This window comes from Achromobacter xylosoxidans A8 (assembly GCF_000165835.1).
GTDB classification, from domain to species: Bacteria; Pseudomonadota; Gammaproteobacteria; order Burkholderiales; family Burkholderiaceae_B; genus Achromobacter; species Achromobacter xylosoxidans_B.
This window is the reverse complement of record NC_014640.1, coordinates 3,136,754-3,157,246: the sequence shown is the minus strand read 5'-3', so window position 1 is coordinate 3,157,246 and position 20,493 is coordinate 3,136,754. Positions and strand designations below refer to the sequence as shown.

14 protein-coding genes are annotated in these 20,493 nt (G+C 67.2%); 5 read left to right on the top strand and 9 right to left on the bottom strand.

Annotated features, from left to right (window positions below; all coding sequences use genetic code 11):
* Positions 1-39: 39 nt before the first annotated feature.
* From AXYL_RS14645 to AXYL_RS14620, 6 genes are all read right to left on the bottom strand, one after another.
* Positions 40-1,908 carry a PepSY-associated TM helix domain-containing protein gene (locus tag AXYL_RS14645; RefSeq protein WP_013393582.1) on the bottom strand — a complete coding sequence of 623 codons (1,869 nt, stop codon included), beginning with the start codon at positions 1,906-1,908 and terminating at the stop codon, positions 40-42.
* A 70-nt stretch (positions 1,909-1,978) separates the two neighbouring features.
* Entirely contained in the window at positions 1,979-4,432 is a 2,454-nt protein-coding gene (locus tag AXYL_RS14640) for a TonB-dependent siderophore receptor (protein WP_237710007.1), read from the bottom strand.
* A 136-nt stretch (positions 4,433-4,568) separates the two neighbouring features.
* Positions 4,569-5,591, bottom strand: coding sequence for a FecR family protein (locus AXYL_RS14635; protein ID WP_237710006.1), 1,023 nt, complete (start codon positions 5,589-5,591; stop codon positions 4,569-4,571).
* A 38-nt stretch (positions 5,592-5,629) separates the two neighbouring features.
* Positions 5,630-6,298 carry an RNA polymerase sigma factor gene (locus AXYL_RS14630; protein WP_013393579.1) on the bottom strand — a complete coding sequence of 223 codons (669 nt, stop codon included), beginning with the start codon at positions 6,296-6,298 and terminating at the stop codon, positions 5,630-5,632.
* A gap of 107 nt (positions 6,299-6,405) precedes the next feature.
* A complete protein-coding gene (locus tag AXYL_RS14625) occupies positions 6,406-6,873 on the bottom strand; it encodes a YMGG-like glycine zipper-containing protein (protein ID WP_013393578.1) in 468 nt (155 codons plus the stop codon).
* A 172-nt stretch (positions 6,874-7,045) separates the two neighbouring features.
* A complete protein-coding gene (locus AXYL_RS14620) occupies positions 7,046-7,894 on the bottom strand; it encodes a DUF4189 domain-containing protein (RefSeq protein ID WP_013393577.1) in 849 nt (282 codons plus the stop codon).
* Positions 7,895-8,264: 370 nt separating this feature from the next.
* Between AXYL_RS14620 and AXYL_RS14615 the strand changes: the two genes are divergently transcribed.
* From AXYL_RS14615 to AXYL_RS14595, 5 genes are all read left to right on the top strand, one after another.
* The gene (locus AXYL_RS14615; protein ID WP_013393576.1) at positions 8,265-8,828 is read left to right on the top strand and encodes a hypothetical protein; all 564 of its coding nucleotides are present in this window, start codon (positions 8,265-8,267) and stop codon (positions 8,826-8,828) included.
* Positions 8,829-8,840: 12 nt separating this feature from the next.
* Positions 8,841-9,587, top strand: coding sequence for a hypothetical protein (locus AXYL_RS14610; protein WP_013393575.1), 747 nt, complete (start codon positions 8,841-8,843; stop codon positions 9,585-9,587).
* Positions 9,588-9,735: 148 nt separating this feature from the next.
* Positions 9,736-10,908 (top strand): efflux RND transporter periplasmic adaptor subunit, encoded by a 1,173-nt coding sequence (locus AXYL_RS14605; protein WP_013393574.1) that lies wholly within the window; start codon positions 9,736-9,738, stop codon positions 10,906-10,908.
* Positions 10,905-13,985, top strand: coding sequence for a multidrug efflux RND transporter permease subunit (locus tag AXYL_RS14600; RefSeq protein WP_013393573.1), 3,081 nt, complete (start codon positions 10,905-10,907; stop codon positions 13,983-13,985). Before AXYL_RS14605 ends, AXYL_RS14600 begins: the two co-directional genes overlap by 4 nt.
* Positions 13,982-17,077, top strand: a complete 3,096-nt coding sequence (locus tag AXYL_RS14595) for an efflux RND transporter permease subunit (RefSeq protein WP_013393572.1) — start codon at positions 13,982-13,984, stop codon at positions 17,075-17,077. Before AXYL_RS14600 ends, AXYL_RS14595 begins: the two co-directional genes overlap by 4 nt.
* Before the next feature lie 35 nt (positions 17,078-17,112).
* Here AXYL_RS14595 and AXYL_RS14590 read toward each other — a convergent pair whose 3' ends face one another.
* The 3 genes from AXYL_RS14590 to AXYL_RS14580 form a co-directional block, all read right to left on the bottom strand.
* Complete coding sequence (locus tag AXYL_RS14590) at positions 17,113-18,099, bottom strand: Bug family tripartite tricarboxylate transporter substrate binding protein (RefSeq protein WP_013393571.1); 987 nt, start codon at positions 18,097-18,099, stop codon at positions 17,113-17,115.
* A gap of 2 nt (positions 18,100-18,101) precedes the next feature.
* Positions 18,102-19,298 carry a CaiB/BaiF CoA transferase family protein gene (locus AXYL_RS14585; protein ID WP_013393570.1) on the bottom strand — a complete coding sequence of 399 codons (1,197 nt, stop codon included), beginning with the start codon at positions 19,296-19,298 and terminating at the stop codon, positions 18,102-18,104.
* 91 nt (positions 19,299-19,389) lie between these two features.
* On the bottom strand, positions 19,390-20,328 hold the full coding sequence (locus AXYL_RS14580) for a hydroxymethylglutaryl-CoA lyase (protein WP_041655539.1): 939 nt from the start codon (positions 20,326-20,328) through the stop codon (positions 19,390-19,392).
* Between the last annotated feature and the right edge of the window lie 165 nt (positions 20,329-20,493).

Below are 20,493 nucleotides of genomic sequence, written 5' to 3'. Positions count from 1 at the left end.
ATTTCCCCCTTCCGTGGTTGCGGATAGCGCCACTGGCCTCTACGCGCGCAGACCGAGCACGACCACCCCAGACATCAGGCAAGCCACCGCGATCAGCGCCCACGCCCGTCCCGCGCTACGGGCGCCGAATACGCCCACCCCGATCGCGGTATACACGACAAAGCTCAAGAGCGTTGCAGCCAGCACGCCGACTGCCGGCGATGCGCCAGCCGCCGGCCACGTCAGCGCCAGCGCCGACATGGCCAAGGCGGAAAGCAGATAGCCGCCTGCGGCCGCCGCCACCACGCGGCTGACGATCCCCCATCGATGCGCCGCGGCGCCGCCACTGGCGGCCTGCGCCTTTCGCGGCGGCTGCGCGACACCCGCCGGCCCATCCTTCCAGTGCCGCCGCAACGCGCGGACCATGTATGCCAGCAGCAGGCCGGATGCGAGCGCGGTAAGCTCCACAGCCGCCGGCAGTTGCTCTCCACTGACGGCATAAGCCCACAAATGACGGCCCGTCGTAGCCCAGTTCAATATCGGCAGCCCCAGGCAGAGCACGGCCGCCGCGGCCAATTGCTCGATCCAGGCCAGGCGCGGCGCACGCCAGAGCGCGTGGACCAAGGTGGCCGCCCACGCGGCGAAGAAGAAGCGGATCTCCCAGGCGCTGCGGTCCGGCCAGGCGGCCGGAATCAGCCGGTTGCCGTAGAAGTAGGCGATGCTTGCCAGGGCAATGCCCGCCAGCGCCGCGACGTTCAGGGCCTCGACGCAGCGGTAGACTCGCGCCGTGGCTTCGCCGAACTCATGCTCGCTCTTCTTGCGCCGCTTGATGGAGAACAGCAGCGTACCGATGGCGATCATGGCGGTGCCTATCAGGCCGCTGAAGAAGTACAGCCACTTGATGGTCCATCCGCCGAAGTCCGCCTTGTGCAGGGCTTCGATCGTCTCATGGACCTGCTTCGCTGCCAGCTCCTCGTGATGGGCGGGCACAAGCTGCAAGACCGTTCCGCTGGCCGCAGCGAATGCGACCCGGCTGCTCTCGGTGAGCAGGCGCGGCGCGGCGCCGGCCAAGGGCTTGCGGCCGGACACCAGGACAACGCTGCGCGCGTCGCCCGGACGATCGATGGTGATCCGCGCCGCGTCCTGTCCCGTCAGCTCGCGTGCTCGCGACAGCAAGGGGTAGAGATCCGGAACTGCGCCAACGCCCTGCCCGGCGATGCGAGGCGCCGGCGGCGTGGGCGCAAGCTCCGCCTGGTAGCGGCGATAGGCGCCGGCGTCGTCGCCATACGCCGCATGCAGCGGCCAAGGCATGTAGCTGGAGTAGAAGAACGCCAGCCCGGTGTAGCCGATCATGAACAGGAACGGCAGCGTCAGCACCGCCGTGGCGTTGTGCGCGTCCAGCCAGCTGCGCAGTCCCTTGCCCGGCCGGAAGGTGAAAAAGTCCTTGAAGATGCGCTTGTGCACCACCACGCCGGAGACCAGCGCGACCAGCATGCACATGGATATCCAGCCCACCAGCCAGTAGCCCGGGAGGCCGCCGTGCAGGGTGTAGTGGAAGGACATGAAATGCCGGCCGCCCTCCGTCTCGCGCACCTGGGGCGCAGGCTGCACCGCGCCCGTCCGCGAGTCCAGCCAGACCTCATGACGAACGCCATCGCCCGTGCGCCAGGACAGCTGCACGGACCAGCCTGGCTGAGCCGGCAAAGAGATATCCCAGGCGGAAGCCGCCGCTGCCCGGGATGACAGCTCCTGCGTAGCGCGCGCCAGCCACTGTCGCGCGTCGGCGGCCCCGGCGGCGGGAGCCGGCGGCGGCCCCGCTTCCATCCAGCGCGTGATGGGCTCCCGGAACACGCTGAGCGTGCCGGTCAGGAAAATCGCGCACAGCAGCCAGCCACAGGTCAGGCCGCACCAGGTGTGCAGCCAGGACATGCTCTGGCGGAATCCCCCCTTCACGCCGACGCCCGCTGGCCGCTGCAATCACCGGCCCGCGCATGGCCGGTCACAGCGTACCCCGCAAGGTCAGCATCACGTTGCGAGGTTCGCCATAATGGTTGCCGCGACGGATCTGGCTGACCATGCCGTAATAGTCCTTGTCGAACGCGTTCGCCACGTTCAGGCTGGCGGACCAATGCTTGTTGATGCGATAGCCCGCGCGCAGATCCCATACGGCGCGGCCGGGCGCGCCCATCCGCACCGACTCGTCGTCGTAGGCATCGTATGAGTAGCCGCTTTGCGCCGACACGCCGCCGCCGACGCTGAAGGCATTCCAGCGGCCCGGCAGTTGGTACGTGGTGGACAGGCGGAACAGATGGCGCGGAGTCTCCGCGCTGATCGTCCCGCCCTCGTCGTCGCGGCTGGTGACGTAGGTGTAGCCGGCCATTACCTGCCAGCCCGGCGACAGTTCGCCGCTGGCTTCCAATTCAAAGCCCTTGCTACGCAACGTGCCGCCGTTGCGATAGCAATTGGGCGAAGCCAGCGAGCCCGGGCAGCTGCCCGTGGCCGCCATGTCTTCCACCGCAATGCCGGACTTCTTCACAGCGAACACCGCCGCGGACACGTTCAGGCGTCCGTCGTAGAGTTCGCCCTTCACGCCCGCCTCGTAGTTGGCGCCGATCGACGGGTCCAGCGGCTTGCCCGAAGACGTTACGTAGGTGCTCTGCGGCTGGTAGGTGTCCGCATAGCTGGTGTAGACGGACCATTGCTGGTCCAGGTCATAGACCAGTCCGGCGTAGGGCGTAAATTCATGCTTCTGCTCATAGTCCCGGGTCATCCTGCCCGTCAGCCCATCGTTGGACCGGTACTTCAGCCAGCTGAACTTGCCGCCCAGCAGCAAGTGCAGCGGGTCCGCCAGTTGCAACCGCATGCTGCCGTACACGCTGGTCTGCTCCAGACGCGACGTTTCCTTGCTGTCCCAGGCCGGACGCGTCGGTTCGGGGATGGAGGAATGGTCAGGATCGTACACGTTGATGGGCGTATCTGTGTCCAGATTCGCCGTCTTCTGGTTGACGCGCTGGCGCGACCAGCTGGTGCCGAGCAGGATCTGGTGCGTGCCGCCCAACGCCCGGAAACTGCCCGTGGTGTTCAGGTCCATGCCATCGTTCTTGACGCGCGCATTGTTGAAATAGATGGTGTAGAAGCGCGAGCCCACGCCGGTCGCCCGATCCACGCCGCCGATCGGAATGGCCACGCGTTGATCCAGGTCGACCTCGGTATGGTTGAGCGACAGGCGCGCCTTCCAGTCCTGGTTGAACCGGTGCTCGGCTTCGGCGAACACTTCATTCACCTGGCCCTTCTGCCGGTTCCAGTCCTGGAGCAACGAAGTCGAACGCGAAACGTCCAGCGCGCCGCCGTCGGTATAACGCGGCAAGCCGAAAATCCAGTAGCCATCCGTGTCGGTGGCTTGGTGGCGGGCGCCGAGCGTCAGCGTCGTGTCGCTCCCGAGATCGGCGTCGATCACGCCGTAGACCAGGGGCGATTTCGACTTGGTGCCGTCGTAGAAGTAATGGCGGTCCTGATAGGCGGTGACCAGGCGGCCGCGCACCGTGCCGGACTCGTTAAGCGGGCCGCCGCCGTCGAGTTCCATGCGGTAGTTATCCCAGGAACCCACCGTCGTGAATCCCTCGAAATGGCCTTCGCCGCGCGGACGCTTGCGCACCATGTTGATCGCGCCGCTGGGATCTGCCGAGCCCAGCATCAAGCCCGCCGCGCCGCGCAACACTTCCACCCGGTCGAAAACGGCGGTATCGATGGGCAGCCAGCCCACCGGGGCGTAGACCACGCCGGCCACGCCGTCGACCAGGTAGTTGTTGTCGTCTACCGTGAACCCGCGTATCGAGAACTTGTGGTTGCCAAAGTTTCTTGCGGACTTCGTTACGCCAGTCGTCTGCGCCAGCGCCTCGTCCAGCGTGGTCAGGTTTTTATCGGTGAGCAACTGGCGCGTGAGCACGCTGACCGACTGCGGCGTCTCCCTGACCGACTGCGTCATCTTGCTGATCGTGATGGCATCGCTGGTGTACGAGCCGGTTCCTTCGGTGGTCGGACCACCCATGCCGCTGCCGGTGACCGTCACCGATTGCAGCATCACCGCGTCGGACGAGGATTGCCCGACCACCGTCAAGGTGTACACGTTCGGCCTGGCGCTATTGACGCGCACATTCGTGCCGGCCAGCAGTTGGTCGAGCGCTTCCCGCGGCGTGTAGCGGCCATTGACCGCAGGGGCGCGCTTGCCCGCCACCACCGCCTCGTCGAACAGCACCTGATGCCGGGATTGCTCGGAGAACAGTCTCAAGGCATGCTCCAGCGGCTGCGCCGGAATGCTGAAATCCGCCTGCGCCTGCTGCGCCTGCACTGCGACGGGCGACGCCAGAACGGCAAGCGCGCACGCCACCATCACCGGCATGGCCCTGAGCTGCATGCCCGCCGTCAACGCGCCGCCAGCAAGCGCGTCTTTCAACAATCCCCGTCCCATTCCCACTCCCATTGTTGTTGGCCGCTACCGGCCTTGCGGGAGTAAACGGATTCCGGGACGGGATTGGGAACCCGCGCACCGCATATAAACAAAAATAATTTTCAGCTAGATTTCCGGACGCTCAGCGGTCCAGGATGAGATAGCCGCCGTCAGGCGCGCGCTTGACCTGCACCGGCAGCAAATCCGGCAAGGCTTCCAGGAATGCGGCGGGCGCGTTGGTCGCGGCGAAGCCCGAGACGGGCAGGGATTTCAGGCCCGGGCTGGCCAGCGCAACCGGCTTGCCCAGGTACTGCGCGACTTCCTGGGCCACCTCGCCCAACGGCGTGCGCCGGTACACCAGACGGCCATTGCGCCATCCGCCGACGCCGTCCGGCACCGCGGCCACCGCCTGATAGGTGGCGTTTCGCGCATCCACGGTCACGCCTTGCTCCGCGCCCAGCGACAACTCCGACCCAGCCTTGCCGCGATCGGGCTGCACCCGCACACGGCCGTGCGACACCTTGACGATGACTTCATCGGGCGTGTTGCGCACATTGAAGGCCGTGCCCACCACGGTGATCCGGCTCTGGCGCGCATCGACGGTAAATGGCCGGCCTGTGTCCGGCGCCACGTCAAAGAACCCTTCGCCCTGGTTCAGCACCAGTTCGCGGCGCCGCGGATAGTAGCGGACCTCCAGCGTGCTGCCGAAATTCAGCGCGACATGGGAGCCGTCGGGCAGGTCCAGCTGACGCACCTCTCCCGCCGCCGTGCTCACGCTCAGCACATAGCCGGGCGTGTTGTCCCAGCGATACCAGCCGTAGCCGCCGCCCACGACCAGCGCCGCACAGGCGGCGGCGAAAGCCTTCGAGAAGACGGGTTGCCCCAGCAACGCCCCCCAGAATTCTGGCTGGACGGCTCGGCGGCCGGACGCATTTCCCGGCGCTTTTCGCGGCGAGGATCTGGTTGGACTTGCGGTGGCCTGCCCGTCGGAGGCCAGCGCAGGCCGCGGCGCCTGCGACAAGTCCTGCCAGGTTCGCGACACCCGCGAATACGCCTGCCGATGCGCGGGACGGGCGGCAAGCCAGGCATGCAGTTCCTGCTCATCCGCGTCCGACCAGCTGGCGTCCTGGCGACGCACCAGCCACTCGGCGGCCGCCTCATGCAAGGCGAGCCTATCCGGCGAGGCTGAGGAAGACGTATCGGTCATGACGAGGCGGAGTCGCTATTGTTGTTATTGTCCAGGCCGGCGTCATCGCCGACGGGCCGATGCAATTGCTGCATTTGCGCAACCGTAGCATAGTGCACCCGGACCTCGCAGTAGGCGATGGCGCGCGCCAGATGCTTGACCACCATGCGCCGCGAAATCTGCATGCGGGCGGCGACTTCGTCCTGGGTCAGCCCATCGAAACGGCTCAGCACAAAGGCTTCGCGCTGGCGCTCGGGGAGTTCCTGCAAGGCAGCGCCCAGCCGCTCCAGACGCTGTTGATGCGCCGCCGCGCGCATGGGACATGAGGCATCGCCCGCCGCCAGCGCCTGCACGCCCACTTCGGCCTCGTCGAACGACACCGTCTGCAGCCGCCGACCCGCCTTGCGTTCGCGGAACTCGTCGGCCACGCCGTTCAACACCGTCCTGCGCAAGTAGGCGCCCTGCTCATCCGTGGAGTCCAACGCGGGACTGGCCGCCACCCATTTGACGACCCCATCGTGCAGCGCATCTTCGGCGCTGCCAATGCTGCCCTTGAACCGGGCCAGGCCACGCATGAGCGGCAGCCGCCAGCGCGCGTAGGCTTTGGCGATCGCGCTGGCGTTCCCGTTTGTGTCGTCGGCGGATGCGGGCGTCGTGTTGGACGCCAGCAAAGGGTTGCGGCTCATGCGGCGCAGGTCGTTTGAAAGTGGCCGGATTGTACTGAGATCTATTCTCAATCGCAAATCAAAGCCGCCCCGCGCCGTTCATCGGCCAGCCCTGCAACCCTCGCGGATCACGGCGCCACTTGATACCCGCGCTGCTGCATGCAAGTGCTATACGTGGAGGCGGCTGCCGAATTCTGCTGCGACGCTTCAGCTCGATCCTGACGGCGGTCCTGGCGTTGCCGCGAACCGCCCACGACCATCCCTGCCGCCGCCGCGTCCTTGGCCTGATTCTGCCGGTATTGCTGCTTGGCGTCATCGCTCATCCGATCGTAGACCTCCTCGTGCTGATTGCCGCGCGCGCCGGCTACCGCCGCACCCGCTGCCGCGCCGGCTGCTGCGCCACGGACGCGCCCGCCGGATTTAGGATCGTCCGTGCTGGCGCTGGCGCCGCTGCCTGCTAGAGCCTGGCATGCGCTGATGTCTTGCTGGGTGGTTTGGGGCGACTGCCCTTTGAGCGGAGTGACGGTCTGTGCGGCGGCGCACAGGCAGAACAGGGAAAGAAGCGTCGCGGTACTGGGGTATATGGACTTTTTCATGAAAAGCTCCATCGGTGGCGAGAGACCCCGGAGCTTGCAGTGTAGCGCCGAGCCCCTCGCCTGAACCACCTGTCTTTGCCTGCTGAGGCGTAATTACATAAGGCCCGCATTACGCGACAGCAGGCCATGCTACAGGCGCAATCCACGCCGGAGAGTCGCCAGAAGGCCTCCTTCAGTTGGCCTTCTCGTCCTCGCCCTTGTACCCGCTGATATATGCGCGCCCCGAGCAGCGCACGAAGGCCACGCAGGTCAGGCCGCCGCTCTTGGCGTTGCAAATGGCGCGCGCTTCGTTGCGCGCGGCCACGGGGTCCGGGTTCTTCGCGGTGAAGCTGGTGCCGCGGCCCTCGCTGCCCTTGCCCCAGGCCATGCCGACGCAGGTGTCGGTGTAGGTGAGCACCGTGCGGCAGCCGACGCAGTCTTCCCACTTGAGCAAGGCGTCGACCGCTTCCTTCTCGCTCGGATAGCCGTCGGCGTAGGTCAGTTGGCCCGACTCCTTCTCGGCCACGGAGCCCCAGTAGCCACGCGAATCCAGCTTGGCCGACAGGGCTTCGAGTTGGGCGGGCGTGGCGGTGTCGGGCGCCTTCAGTTCGGCTTCGCTGTAGCCGGGACCGGCGCACAAGGGCATGACGGCAAGCTTGCACTTGCCGTCGGCGCTGTCGTTGGTGCAGGTGCGGATCGCCTTCTTCGCGGCGACTTCCGACGACACGCTGGTGCCCCAGAACAGGTCATTGCGCGAATTGCGCGAGAACGCCACGCAGCTGTCCGAAAACGAGGTGACGCTCTTGCAGCCCTTGCCGCCAGCTTTGTTGCACTTGGCCAGCGCGGCGTCCTGCGCTTCCTTGGTGGAGGTTTCGGGCATGACCCAATACAGCTTGGCGTGCGCTTCGTCGGTGGCCACGGCGCCGTACAGCGTATCGGCATGCGCTGCGGGCGCGGCGGCGAGGCCCAGTGCCAGCGCGCCTGCGCCGGCCAGTGCGGCCACTGTGGAACGGAACTGAAGCAGCAATCGCGCGAGCATCATGGGTGTGCAATATCCAGTGGTTAGGGCGCCGCGCAGCCCCGCGATGCCTGATCGCCAAGGCGCCCCGGGGCGCAGAACGCGCGGATCGTAGCACGTTACAGTTTGTCTTCCGCGAGCCGGTTTGGCGCGTTTCCAGGTATTACGTAACCAATTTTGCGGCGCCTGAAAACTGATGTGCCACTATTTTTTCGGTAACATCGGCCCCTTCCGGCGCAGCGTTGCGCGGGCGCTTGCGCGTTCTCCGCTGCCCTGTCAGCGTTGCGGCCGAGCGATACGACTCGTCACGAAACGAAACCAAAACAAGACAAAATCTTGCGGCCGCTGAATTATGTTGCGGCACGCCGGATCTTTGAGGGAGCTTGGGCTCAGCATGAATACATCGCGACTCCGTTCGACCTGGTGGCTGGGCCGCGCCCTGCCGGTGTCGCTGGCCCTGGCTGCCTTGGGCGGCTGCGCGCCGATGCCCACCGGAGGCAGCTCGACGCTGCCGTCGCTGACCAATATCTTCTCGTCGGGGCTGTCGCTATCGCCCAGCGTGAACGTGGCCAAGAACATGAAGGGCCGTCCGGTGGCCGACGCCATCACGGCGCTGGGCGAGCCGTCGAAAAAGCGCGGGGTGGGCAACACCATGGAGCTGATCTGGTCCGATTACCAGACCGCACCCTATACAGAATGGGTTTCGACCGGCACCTCGCAGCAGGTGGTCGGCATGATTCCCGCCACCTCGACCAGCGCCGCCACGCCCGTGTTCCAGAATACCAACCACGGCTACTACAGCGGCCGCACGAAGGTCTATGAATGCAGCGTGGTGATGCGCATGCAGAACAGCATCATCATCGACAGCCAGGTGGACGGCAACGTCTGCCCCGAGTTCATCGCCGCGCTGCGCAAATGGGCCGGTGAGCGCGAAGCCAACAACTACCGCAGCAAGTAAGGCGCAGACCCCTTGTCGAGCAAACCCGGAGCACGCCGCTTCCTCGCAGCGACGGCTGACACCATCCGCCAGCAGGGCCGCGCCATGCTGGCCGCCGCGCCTTGGTCCTTGGCGGTATTCACCCTGTCGCTGCCCTTCGCCTTGTTGATTGCCAACCTGTTCCCGTACGGAGGCTGGTTGTTTCTCGCCTTGGCACTGATCAATCTGATCGCCTTGGCGCGCATGACGTTCGCCTGGCATTGCGTGGTCGCTCTGCCAGCCTCGCCAGGCGTCGCCGCCGCCCGCGGCGGCACGGCGCAAGCCCGCCATCTGGCGCTGCTCGGCGTGCTGGTCATCGCGGCGACGGCTGTGGCCCGCGCCACCGGGGACCTGCCCTATGTGATCTACATGGTGCTGGGCGGGTCGAACGACAATCTGTTCTGGGGCGCCCTGTTCGCCTCGCTGGCGTTGATCTGGGCGCCGGTGCTGTACGCGCTTGCGGTGTACGGTCTGGGACTGCCGCGCGCGGCAGTGACCGGCGAGTACGGTTTTCGCGGCACGCGGGGCGCGATGCCTTACAAGCGCTGGCCGCTGATGCTCGCGCTCTTGCTGCTGGTCGCGGTGGCGGGCCACGCCGGCTCCAGCTTGCGCATGCTCGCGTACGACTACACGGCCACCGGGCTGGCGCAGAGCGCGGCGAGCGTGCTGCTTTGCATTCCGATTACGTTCGCGGTGGCAACGATGTATGCCGTCGCGTATCGCGATTCGGTCAAGAGGTAGGCACAAGGCGCCAGGGCGAGGCCCCGCCATCACGTGGTCGATCACTCGCGGCCCACGGCAACCTGACGATCTCCTGACGCAAAAACGCGAATAGTTTTTATTCATATAGAATTCCGACTGTCCGTAACCCCCACGCTTGGCAGTCCTGATGTCCCAGCCCCCCTCCGCGGGCCCCGCTTCCCCACGTCAACGCCTGGTCCTGATTGCCGCTGCATTCGCGCTGGCAACCCTGGCCACCCTGGCGTTCTGGTACGCCGGATCCAAGGGTTCCCCCGCCGCGCGCCCCCCCGAGTACGGCCAGATTCCGGTTGCCGTCGCGATCGAGGCAGCCACCGCCGGTCCGCTGCAGCGCGATCTGCATGCGCTCGGAACCATTACACCGTTGGCGCAGGTCACGTTGCGCAGCCAGATCGATGGCGAACTGCTGAAGCTGCATTTCACCGAAGGCGAGGCCGTTGCGCGCGGCCAGTTGCTGGCCGAGATCGACGCGCGTCCCTACCTGGCGGCGCTGGCCGCGGCCGAAGGCGAACTGGCGCGGACCCAGGCGCTGCTGGATAACGCCCAGGCGGACCGGCAGCGCTACCGCAAACTGGCGCGGCAGGAAGCGGTGGCGGGCCAGCAACTCGATACCGCCGAAGCCCAGGTGCGCGCCTACGCGGCCCAGCGGCAACGCAACCAGGCCCAGGTGGCCGACGCCCGCCGGCTGCTGGATCACACGCGCATCGTCGCGCCGCACGACGGCCGCATCGGGCTACGCCGTGTCGATGCCGGCAACCACGTCCGCGCCGACGACGCCAACGGTCTGACCACGCTGGTCCAGACCCGACCCATCTCGGCCCTCTTCAGCATTTCGGAAACGCGTCTGGACATCCTACGCCGGGCCCAGGCGCGCGACGCCGCGCTACGGGTCCAGGCCTGGGATGCGGATGACCGCCGCCTGTTGGCCGAGGGCACACTGGAAGCGCTGGACAATCGCATCCAGGCCGCCAGCGGCACGGTCAAGCTGCGCGCGCGCTTTCCCAATGCCGACGAATCGCTGTTTCCGAACCAGTTCGTGAACATCCGCCTGGCGGTGGTGCAGCAGGACCACGTCATCACCATTCCCACGGCGGCCATCCAATATGGATCCGAAGGCGCCTTTGTGTTCGTCATCGGGGAAGACAGTCGCGCCAGCCGCCGCGTGCTGGAACTGGGCCCCGCCAACGCCGGCCGCATCGTCGTGCAATCCGGCCTGACCGAGAATGAGCGCGTGGTGGTCGAAGGCGTGGACCGCCTGCATGACGGCCGCGATGTGCAGATAGTCGAACCGCAGAAATCATGAGCCTGTCGCGCCCCTTCATCCTGCGCCCTGTCGCCACGTCCTTCCTGATGATCGCCCTGCTGCTGTCGGGCATCCTGGCGTGGCGCATGCTGCCCGTGGCGGCGCTGCCGCAGGTGGACTACCCCATCATCCAGGTGACCACGCAGTATCCCGGGGCCAGTCCGAACGTGACGGCGCGCACCGTCACCGCGCCGCTGGAGCGGCGCTTCGGGCAGATACCGGGCCTGAAGCAGATGTCCTCCACCAGCGGCAGCGGCATCTCGGTGATCACGCTGCAATTCTCGCTGGACGTGTCGCTGGGCGTGGCCGAGCAGGAAGTCCAGGCGGCCATCAGCGCCAGCGGCGCACTGCTGCCCAATGACCTGCCGACGCCCCCCGTGTACCGCAAGGTCAACCCCGCCGACGTGCCCATCCTGACGCTGGCGGTCACGTCCGATTCTCTGCCCCTGCCCCAGGTCTACGACTTGGTCGACACCCGCATGACACAACGCCTGTCGCAGTTGTCCGGCGTGGGCATGGTCAGCCTGGCCGGCGGCCAGCGGCCGGCGGTGCGGGTGCAGGTCAATCCCATGGCGCTGGCCGCGCGCGGACTGCAGCTGGCCGACGTGCAGGAAGCCATCTCCAAGGCCAATTCGAACCAGCCCAAGGGCAGCTTCGACGGGCCGGTGCGCTCGGTCATCATGGACGCCAACGACCAATTGCAGAGCGCCGAGGAGTACCGCGAGCTGATCGTGGCCTGGCGCAACGGCGCGCCGGTGCGGCTGGGCCAGGTCGCCACCGTCGAGGACGGAGCGGAAGACCGATACCTGGCCGCCTGGGTCGACAAGCAGCCGGCCGTGCTGGTCAACATCCAGCGCCAGCCGGGCGCCAACGTCATCGCCGTGGCCGACCAGGTCAAGGCCCTGCTGCCGCAGTTGACGGCCAGCCTGCCGGCCGCCGCCCAGGTCCGCGTGCTGACGGACCGCACCGAAAGCATCCGCGCGTCGGTGCGCGGCGTGCAATGGGAGCTGGCCTTCGCCGTGGGCCTGGTGGTGCTCGTGACCTTCCTGTTCCTGCGCAACCTGCCCGCCACGCTGATCCCCAGCCTGGCGGTGCCGCTGTCCCTGATAGGCACCTTCGGCTTCATGCACCTGGCAGGGTTCTCCACCAACAACCTGACCTTGATGGCGCTGACCATAGGCGCGGGCTTCGTGGTGGACGATGCCATCGTGATGCTGGAGAACATTGCGCGCTACCGCGAGCAGGGCCACAGCCCCATGGCGGCGGCGCTCAAGGGCGCCGGCCAGATCGGCTTCACGCTGGTGTCCCTGACGCTGTCGCTGATCGCGGTGCTGATCCCGCTGCTGTTCATGGAAGACGTGGTGGGCCGGCTGTTCCGCGAGTTCGCGGTCACGCTGGCGGTCGCCATCCTGATATCGCTGGCGGTATCGCTGACGTTGACGCCCATGATGTGCGCGCGGCTGCTGCCGGCGCATGAGCCGACGCGCCCCGGCCTGCTGGACCGCGTCCAGGCGCGCTACGCCGGCTGGCTGGACCTGACCTTGCGCCACCAGCGGCTGACCCTGGCGGTGATGCTGGCGACGGTGGCGCTGACCGGCCTGCTGTACCTGGCCGTGCCCAAGGGATTCTTCCCGACCCAGGATGGCGGCACGCTGCAAGGCGTCACGCAATCGTCCCAAAGCACCTCGTTCGACGCCATGTCGCGGCGTCAGCAGGCGGTGGCCGCGGCGCTGCTGGCGGACCCGGACGTGGCCAGCCTGTCGTCCTTCATCGGCATCGACAGCATGAATACCACCCTGAACACCGGGCGGCTGCTGATCAACTTGAAACCCTGGTCGGAGCGCAGCGCGCCGCTGGCGGACATCATGGCGCGGCTGGATGCGCGCGCCCGCGAGGTCCACGGCATCTCGCTATTCCTGCAGCCGGTGCAGGAACTCAATATCGAGGACCGCGTCAGCCGCGGCCAATACCAGTTCACACTGACCTCGCCGGACAGCGAGTTGCTGGCACGCTGGAGCCATGCGCTGATGGCGCGTCTGGCGCAGGCGCCCGAACTGGCCGACGTCTCCTCGGACCTGCAAGGCGACGGCCGCCAGGCCTATCTGCAGGTCTCGCGCGACGCCGCGGCCCGCCTGGGCGTGACGATGGACGACGTGGCGCAGACGCTATACAACGCCTTCGGCCAGCGCCAGGTGGCCACGCTGTTCACGCAGTCGAACCAGTACCGGGTCGTGCTGGAAGTGGACCGCAAGCTGGCCCTGAACCCCGACGCGCTGGAACGCATCCACTTGCAGACCGAAGACGGGCAGGCGATCCCCCTGTCGGCGCTGGCCACCGTCAGCGAACGTGCGGTACCGCTGGCCGTGAACCATTTGTCGCAATTTCCCGCGGTCAACCTGTCGTTCAACCTGCCGGCTGACGGATCGTTGGGCGAAGCCATCGCCGCGATCGAGTCGGCGCAGCAGGAAATCGGCATGCCGCTAAGCGTGGAGCTGCGGCTGCAGGGCGCGGCGGCGGCCTTCCAGGCCTCGCTGTCGAACACGCTGTGGCTGATGCTGGCGGCGGTGGTCACCATGTACCTGGTGCTGGGCATGCTGTATGAAAGCGCCATCCATCCGGTGACCATCCTGTCCACCCTGCCCTCGGCCGCGGTGGGCGCCTTCCTGGCGCTGCTGCTTACCGGGCGTCCATTGGACTTGATCGCGGTCATCGGCATCATCCTGCTGATCGGGCTGGTGAAGAAGAACGGCATCATGATGGTGGACTTCGCGTTGGAGGCCGAACGCTCGCGCGGCCTGGAGCCGCAGGCCGCGATCCGCGAGGCCGCCCTGCTGCGTCTGCGGCCCATCCTGATGACCACGCTGGCCGCGCTGTTCGGCGCGCTGCCGCTGATGCTAGCCACGGGTTCGGGCGCGGAACTGCGCCAGCCGCTGGGCTGGGTCATGGTGGGCGGGCTGCTGGTCAGCCAGGTGCTGACCCTGTTCACCACGCCCGCCGTGTACCTGTTCTTCCATCGCCTGGGCCAGCGCCGCGGCGCCGCGGCCGCCAAGCCCGGGGTTGAAGGCCCGGCGCCATGATCCGCGCCTTGCTGCACCGCCCGACCGCCTGCATCTTCCTGGCGATCGCGCTGACCCTGCTGGGCGCGGTCGCGTGGCGGCTGCTGCCGGTGGCGCCGTTGCCCCAGGTCGACTTCCCCACCATCGAAGTACGGGCCGAGCTGCCGGGCGCCAGCCCCGAAAGCATGGCCAGCACCGTGGCCGCGCCGCTGGAACGCGCACTGGGCAGCATCGCGGGCGTCAGTTCGATGAGCTCGTCCAGCAACCAGGGCGCCACCCGCGTGCAGCTGCAGTTCGACCTGGACCGCGACATCAACGAAGCCGCCCGCGACGTGCAGGCCGCCATCAACGCCGCCCGCGCCGAACTGCCTTCGGGCATGCCCGGCAATCCCAGCTACCGCAAAGTCAATCCGTCCCAGGCGCCCATCATGGCGCTGGCGCTCAGTTCGTCCACCCGCCCCGCGGGCGAGCTCTACGATCTGGGCTCGACGGTGCTGGCGCAGAAGATCTCGCAGATCAACGGCGTGGGCGAAGTGACCATGGGCGGCAGTTCCCTGCCCGCGGTGCGGGTGCAGGTCAATTCCAACGCCCTGGCCCACTACGGCGTGGCGCTGGACGAAGTGCGCCAGGCCATCGCCGACGCCGCGCCCATGCGGCCGCAGGGCCAGCTGGATTCCGCCAGCCAGCGCTGGGAGGTCGGCACGCCCGAACAGCCCCGGGCCGCGCGCGACTACGAAAGCCTGATCGTGCGCCACCAGGACGGCGCCGTGATCCGGCTGTCGCAGATCGCGCGCGTCAGCGACTCGGTCGAGAACCGCTACAGCAGCGGCTTTCACAACCGCAACCCGGCCGTGGTCCTGACCATCAGCCGCCAGCCGGGCTCGAACATCATCGAGACCATAGGCGCCATCAACCAGGCCCTGCCCGGGCTGCGTGCGCTGATGCCGGCCGACGTGGACCTGACCGTGGCGCTGGACCGCTCGCCCGGCATCAACGCCACCCTGCGCGAAGCGCACATCACGCTGGCGCTGGCCACGGCGCTGGTGATCCTGGTGGTGTGGGCGTTCCTGGGCAATGCCCGGGCCGCCGCGATACCAAGCGTGGCGATTCCGGTGTGCCTGATCGCCACCTTCGCCGTCATGTACCTGTGGGGCTTCTCGCTGAACAACCTGTCGCTGATGGCGCTGATCGTCGCGGCCGGCCTGGTGGTCGACGACGCCATCGTGGTGCTGGAGAACATCTCGCGCCACATCGAGCGCGGCCTGTCGCCGCGCAAGGCCGCGCTGCGCGGCGTGCGCGAGGTGGGTTTCACGCTGGTGGCCATGACGGTGGCGCTGAGCGTGGTCTTCGTGTCCATCCTGTTCATGGGTGGTCTGGTCGAGCGGCTGTTCCGCGAGTTCTCCATCACCCTGGTCGCCGCCACCGTCATCTCGCTGGTGGTCTCGGTGGCCATCATCCCCAGCCTGTGCGCACGCTGGCTCAAGCCCGCCAGTCCGGCGGCGTCCGGCGCAGACATACGCCCGTCGCGCATGCAGGCGGCCTTCGCGCGCATCCACGCCTGGTACGGCAGCACCCTGTGGCGGGTGCTGGGCCACGCCAGGCTGACGCTATTGCTGCTGGCCGGCGTGGTGGGGCTCAATGTCTATTTGTACGTGCAAGCGCCCAAGGGCTTCCTGCCGGTGCAGGACACAGGACAGTTGGTGGGCTTCGTGCGCGGCGACGACGGCTTTTCGTTCCAGGTCATGCAGCCCAAGATCGACATGTACCGCCAACTGGTGCTCAAGCATCCGGCGGTGCAGGACGTCATCGGCTACAACGGCGGCAGCCTGGGGATCAGCAATTCCCTGTTCCTGATCCGCCTGAAGCCCGCCGCCGAACGCAAGGAATCGTCGACCGAGGTCATCAACTGGCTGCGCACCAACGCCCCGGCGGTGCCGGGCGGCATGTTCTTCCTGAACGTGGACCAGGACCTGCGCATGCCCGGCGGCTTCGGCAACTCCGGCGACCATGAGCTGGCCATCATGGCCAGCGACGTGCCGGCCTTGCGGCAATGGTCGCGCAAGATCTCCAAGGCCATGCAGGAAATACCCGAGCTGCGCGACGTGGACGCGCAAGGCGATGGCGCCACCCAGCAGGTCGTGATCGACATCGACCGCGCGGCCGCGCAGCGCCTGGGCGTGGACATGGGCACCATCAGCAGCGTGCTCAGCAACTCCTTCAGCCAGCGCCAGGTCGCGACTTTGTATGACGCCATGAATCAGTACCGCGTGGTGCTGGAGCTGGACCCGCGCTACACCGAGGATCCCGAGGTGCTGGAACAGGTGCAGGTGGTGGCGGCGGACGGCACCCGCGTGCCGCTGACGGCCTTCGCCACCTACGACTACGGGCTGGTGAACGACCGCGTGTTCCATGACGGCCTGTTCGCGGCCGTGGGCGTGGGCTTTTCGCTGGCCGAGGGCGTGTCGCTGGAGCAGGCCCTGGTGGCCATCGACGCCGCCATGGCCAAGCTGATGGTGCCCTCTTACATCCAGACCCGTCTGGGCGGCGACGCGCGCAACTTCCAGCAAAGCCTGCAGGACCAGCCCTGGCTGATCCTGGCGGTGCTAGTGGCGATCTACCTGGTACTGGGCATCCTGTATGAAAGCCCGCTGCATCCGCTCACCATCCTGTCGACCCTGCCCTCGGCCGGCGTGGGCGCGCTGCTGGCGCTGCGTCTGGCGGGCATCGAATTCACGCTGATTGCGCTGTTGGGGCTGTTCCTGCTGGTGGGCATCGTCATGAAGAACGCCATCCTGATGATCGACTTCGCGCTCAGCCTGGAACGGCGCGAAGGACTGACGCCCGAGCAGGCCATCCACCGCGCCGCCATGCTGCGGCTGCGGCCCATCGTCATGACCAACCTGGCAGGGCTGCTGGGCGCCCTGCCCTTGGTGCTGGGCATGGGCGAAGGCTCGGAACTGCGCCGCCCGCTGGGCATCGCCATCGTCGGCGGCCTGCTGATCAGCCAGTTCCTGACGCTGTACACCACGCCCATTGTGTATCTGGCGCTGGAAAGGCTGCGGCTGAAATGGAAGGCGGCCAAGCCCGGCAGAGCAGGCTATCCGCCGCCTTGATCGTCCCCCCCGCTTGCGCGCAGCGAACAAACGCCTCACGCCGCTGTCTGGATGCCGGCTTCGCGTATCAGGCGCGCCCACTTCTTCTGTTCTTCCTGGATGTAGCGCTGCGCGGCCTCCGGCGAGCCGCCCATGGCGGTGCTGCCCTCGGCGGTGAACATGGCCACGGTGGCCGGATCGGCCAGCACCTTCTCCACGACCGCATTGACGGCCTTGACGACCTCGGGCGGCGTGCCGGCCGGCGCGACCAGCGCCTTCCAGTCCAACGCCTCGAATCCCTCGTAGCCGGACTCGGCCACGGTAGGCACATCGGGCAGGATCGCCAGCCGCGCGCTGGAACTGACGGCCAGCGGCCGCAGCACCTTGCCCTTGAGCATTTCCTGGGCAGCCTGCGGCGTGGCGAACATGTAGTCGGTATTGCCCCCCAACAGGTCGTTGAGCGCCGGCGCAGCGCCGCGGTACGGCACGTTCAACACCTGGAACTTGCCCTGATAGGCAAGCAGTTCGCCGGCCAGATGCCCCACCGTGCCCGAGCCCGCCAGGGCTTGCTTGATGGCGCCGGGCTCGGCGCGCGCGTCCTTGATCAGGTCGGCCAGGGTCTGCCAGCGCGCGTTGGCCTTGACCACCAGCACCACCGGCAGCGAAGCGATCAGGGAGACCGCCGCGAAGTCTTTTCCCGCGTCGAAGGGAATCTGCGGCATCAGGGCGGGATTGATGGCCAGATTGGCCGTCTGGCCCAAGCCCAGCATGTAGCCGTCGGGCTTGGCCTTGGCCACGAAGTCCATGCCGATGTTGCCGCCGGCGCCAGGACGGTTTTCCACCACCACCGACCAGCCGGCCATCGCCGTGACCTTGGCCGCGATGGCGCGCGCCACCGAGTCCGTACCGCCGCCCGGGGTGTAGGGAACGATTAGGCGCACGGGCCGGCCGTTGGGATAGCCGCCCGCGCTCTGGGCGCGCAGAGGCAAGGCGGCGGCGCAAAGCGCGGCGCCCAGGAAGGCGCGGCGGGATAGCGTGATCATGGTTAGTCTCCTTGTGTGATTTGCCTTGCTTTCAAGGCCGCGATTTCATCGTCGCGATAGCCGACGCCGCGCAGCAGCGCGTCGGTGTGTTCGCCCACCGCAGGCGGCTGCAGGCGTATTCCGGGCTGGGCGCCGCCCAGCGTGAAAGGCGCCAGCGGCACCCGCGATTCCCGGCCGTCTTCCAGCGCGATGGGCGCCAGGCCGCCGGTGGCTGCCAGGTGGGGATCCTCGAACAGCTGCTCGGGCCGCGTGATCGGCGCGAAGGGCAGGCCTTCGCGCTCGAACACAGCCGCCAGTTCCGCCGCGCTGCGATCCGCCAGATGCGAGCGCAACTGCGGCATCAACCAATCGCGTGCCTGCACGCGGTCGTTGTTGCTGGCCAGACGGGGGTCGGCCAGCAGCTCGCCAAGTCCGAAAGCGCGGCAGAAGATGCCCCATTGCTTGTCGCTGACCACGGCCAGGAAGATCTGTTCGCCGTCCTTGACGGTGAACACGTCGTAGATGGCCCAGGCCGAGATGCGGCTGGGCATGGGCGCGGCGGCCCGGCCGGTGACGGCGTACTGCATCATGTGCTGCCCCACCAGGAAGACGTTGTTCTCGAACAGCGATGCCTGCACTTCCGTGCCTGCGCCCGTCTGTTCGCGCTGGGCCAGCGCCGCCATGGCGCCGATGGCGCCGAACATGCCGCCCATGATGTCGTTGACGCTGGCGCCCGCGCGCAGCGGATCGCCTGGACGCCCCGTCATGTAAGCCAGGCCGCCCATCATCTGCACCACTTCGTCCAGCGCCGTCCGGTGTTCGTAGGGACCGGGCAGGAAGCCCTTGTGGCTGACGTAGATCAGGCGGGGATTGCGCTGCTTGAGCGTGGCGTAGTCCAGGCCCAGCTTCTCCATCACGCCGGCCTTGAAGTTCTCGCTGACGATGTCGGCCGAGTCGATCAGCCGCAATGCGGCTTCGATTCCCTCGGGCTGCTTCAGGTCCAGGGCGATGCTCTTCTTGTTGCGGTTGAACATGGGGAAGAAGCCCGCGCCCGACCCGAGCAAGCGGCGCGTGCTGTCGCCGCCCACGGGTTCAACCTTGATGACTTCGGCCCCCAGGTCCGCCAGCAGCATGCCGCAGGTGGGACCCATGACCATGTGGGTGAATTCGACGACGCGGATGTGTTCGTACGGAAGGCGCGGATGGGCGTGGCTGGACATGGGCGTGGATCTTCTGCAAGTCGCGGCGGTTCCGGCACAGGCCGGTCTAGCCGCATGTTTCTGGTGTGTAGGGCCGCAGGGGCACGGGCGATCAAGCCCGCCGGACGAATCCTTTGGGCAAGCCGGCGTCGGGGGTCATGCCGTACAGCGGCTCGCCGGGCAGGCCGGCGGCCAGCGGCGCGCGCGCGGCGACGATTCCATCCAGGTCGATGCCGGTGCGCACGCCCATGGCCTCGAACATGAAGACCAGGTCCTCCGTCACGACATTGCCGGACGCACCGGGCGCGTACGGGCATCCGCCCAGTCCGCCGAGGGAACTGTCGAACGTGCGCACGCCCTCCTCCCAGGCCGCCAGGCAGTTGGCCAGGCCCAGGCCGCGCGTGTTGTGCATGTGGGCCGCGCCGGCCTTTTCCCCGAGTTCGGCGCGCAGGCGGCGGAACAGCCGGCGCACTTGCGCGGGATTGGCGTAACCCACGGTGTCCGACAGTCCCGACTCATCGGCGCCCGCCGCCACGCACAGCGCGGCGAGGCGGATGACTTCGTCTTCGGGCACGCTGCCCTGCAAGGTGCAACCGAAGGCCGTTGAGATCCCGGCCTCCAGCTTGACCGCGGGAGCCAGCTCGTCGCGCAGCCGTACGATGGCGCGCACTTCCTCCACCATGTCCTCGGGTGTCTTGCGCACGTTAGCCAGCGAGTGTGCGCGGCTCGCCGACACCGGCATGGTCAGCTTGTGGACGCCGGCCCGCAGCGCCGCTTCGGCGCCGCGCGCATTGGGGACCAGGGCCATGACCGTGATGCCGGCATGCCCCGCCGCATGGCGCACCACTTCTGCGGCATCGGCCATCTGCGGCAGCAGGCGCGCCGGCACGAAGGAAGCGACTTCGATCTCGCGCACACCGGCCGCAATCAAGGCGTCGATCCAACGCAACTTATCCGCCGTGGCCATCGTTGCCTTGACGGATTGCAAGCCATCGCGCGGGCCGACCTCGCTGATCAGGACGTCGGGTGTGTGGGCGTTGGATTGAGCCATGGTTTGATTTTCCAATAATTCTATCTTATAGAACATAATTCCTTAAGATAGAATTATTGAGTACGCAGCTTTCCGCTGTCAAGCGCCACGCGCCCAGGGAAAACCACGAATCCAGCGCCAGACGCCGCCTACAATGCGCATGATTCGTTCTAAAGGATGGAACAT

Excerpts from the sequence above, each read along its gene's own strand:
- AXYL_RS14600 (WP_013393573.1), top strand. The coding sequence starts at position 10,905 with ATGAGCCTGTCGCGCCCCTTCATCCTGCGCCCTGTCGCCACGTCCTTC.
- AXYL_RS14630 (WP_013393579.1), bottom strand. The coding sequence starts at position 6,298 with ATGAGCCGCAACCCTTTGCTGGCGTCCAACACGACGCCCGCATCCGCC.
- AXYL_RS14590 (WP_013393571.1), bottom strand. The coding sequence starts at position 18,099 with ATGATCACGCTATCCCGCCGCGCCTTCCTGGGCGCCGCGCTTTGCGCC.
- AXYL_RS14595 (WP_013393572.1), top strand. The coding sequence starts at position 13,982 with ATGATCCGCGCCTTGCTGCACCGCCCGACCGCCTGCATCTTCCTGGCG.
- AXYL_RS14620 (WP_013393577.1), bottom strand. The coding sequence starts at position 7,894 with ATGATGCTCGCGCGATTGCTGCTTCAGTTCCGTTCCACAGTGGCCGCA.
- AXYL_RS14615 (WP_013393576.1), top strand. The coding sequence starts at position 8,265 with ATGAATACATCGCGACTCCGTTCGACCTGGTGGCTGGGCCGCGCCCTG.
- AXYL_RS14625 (WP_013393578.1), bottom strand. The coding sequence starts at position 6,873 with ATGAAAAAGTCCATATACCCCAGTACCGCGACGCTTCTTTCCCTGTTC.
- AXYL_RS14585 (WP_013393570.1), bottom strand. The coding sequence starts at position 19,298 with ATGTCCAGCCACGCCCATCCGCGCCTTCCGTACGAACACATCCGCGTC.
- AXYL_RS14580 (WP_041655539.1), bottom strand. The coding sequence starts at position 20,328 with ATGGCTCAATCCAACGCCCACACACCCGACGTCCTGATCAGCGAGGTC.
- AXYL_RS14605 (WP_013393574.1), top strand. The coding sequence starts at position 9,736 with ATGTCCCAGCCCCCCTCCGCGGGCCCCGCTTCCCCACGTCAACGCCTG.
- AXYL_RS14645 (WP_013393582.1), bottom strand. The coding sequence starts at position 1,908 with ATGTCCTGGCTGCACACCTGGTGCGGCCTGACCTGTGGCTGGCTGCTG.